Annotated in this window: 1 protein-coding gene; it reads left to right on the forward strand. The window is 45.6% G+C overall.

Going from position 1 to position 1,249, the window contains the following annotated elements; translation table 11 throughout:
- The first annotated feature begins 156 nt into the window (after window positions 1-156).
- On the forward strand, window positions 157-1,218 hold the full coding sequence (gene hemE, locus NJ959_RS29750; protein ID WP_254015367.1) for a uroporphyrinogen decarboxylase: 1,062 nt from the start codon (window positions 157-159) through the stop codon (window positions 1,216-1,218).
- Window positions 1,219-1,249: the final 31 nt, after the last annotated feature.

Consider the following 1,249-nt stretch of genomic DNA (forward strand, 5'->3'; position numbering starts at 1 on the left):
GGGCTGGGGGAGAAGTTGTTACTTTTGAATGGGTGAATGGGTGACTTTGAGAGAGGGAGAGGGCAAAACTTACTGTATTTTGAGAAGGTGGCGATCGCAGAATGGTAAGCTAACGAATGCACTAAAAAAAACTATATATAGTAGGGTGGTTTTTGTATGGCCCGGTTAAGCCAGGTTCCTTATCTGTTGCGAGTCGCTCGTGGTGAAATAGTAGACCGTCCGCCTGTCTGGATGATGCGGCAAGCGGGTAGGTATATGAAAGCTTATCGAGATTTACGGGATAAGTATCCCAGTTTCCGCGATCGCTCAGAAATTCCCGAAATTGCTATTGAGATTTCCCTCCAACCCTGGCGGGCGTTTCAGCCAGATGGGGTTATTCTATTTTCCGATATTCTCACACCATTACCAGGGATTGGGATTCCTTTCGATATTATCGAGAGCAAAGGTCCGATAATCAATCCACCGATTCGGACTCAAGCACAAATTGATGCAATTCATCCCCTAGAGTTAAATAAATTAACCTTTGTTGGGGAAATTTTGCAGACACTGCGGCGGGAAGTGGGTAACGAATCCACGGTTTTGGGTTTTGTTGGTGCGCCTTGGACGTTAGCGGCTTATGCCATTGAAGGGAAAAGCTCTAAAAATTACTCGATTATTAAAGGGATGGCATTCTCAGAACCTGCCATGCTTCATCAATTATTGGGTAAAATAGCAGATGCGATCGCAGTTTATGTCCGCTACCAAATCGATAATGGCGCTCAAGTAGTCCAAATGTTTGACTCCTGGGCTGGTCAACTGACTCCTCAAGATTACGATACTTTTGCTTTACCCTATCAACAGAGAGTGGTAGAGCAGGTTAAAGCTACCCATCCCGATACACCCATGATTCTTTATATCAGCGGTAGTGCAGGAGTATTGGAGAGAATGGGTAAATCTGGAGTCGATATTGTCAGTGTAGACTGGACAGTAGATATGGCAGAAGCAAGAGCAAGATTGGGATCGCAAATGAAAGTCCAGGGTAATATGGACCCAGGCGCATTATTTGGATCGCAAGAATTTATCCGCGATCGCATTCTCGATACCATCAAGAAAGCAGGCAATCGCGGTCATATCTTCAATCTCGGTCACGGTGTCTTACCAGAAACTCCAGAAGATAACGTTCGCTTCTTCTTTGAAACAGCCAAGCAAGCAGATAAATTGCTGACTGTTCGCGCCTAGAAAGGGGCTGGGGAGATAAGGGAGACAAGGG

It is taken from the genome of Limnofasciculus baicalensis BBK-W-15, from assembly GCF_024178385.1.
Lineage (GTDB): Bacteria > Cyanobacteriota > Cyanobacteriia > Cyanobacteriales > Coleofasciculaceae > Limnofasciculus > Limnofasciculus baicalensis.

What these genes read in the sequence shown, in the direction of transcription:
- hemE (WP_254015367.1), top strand. Translation starts at nt 157, where the DNA reads ATGGCCCGGTTAAGCCAGGTTCCTTATCTGTTGCGAGTCGCTCGTGGT.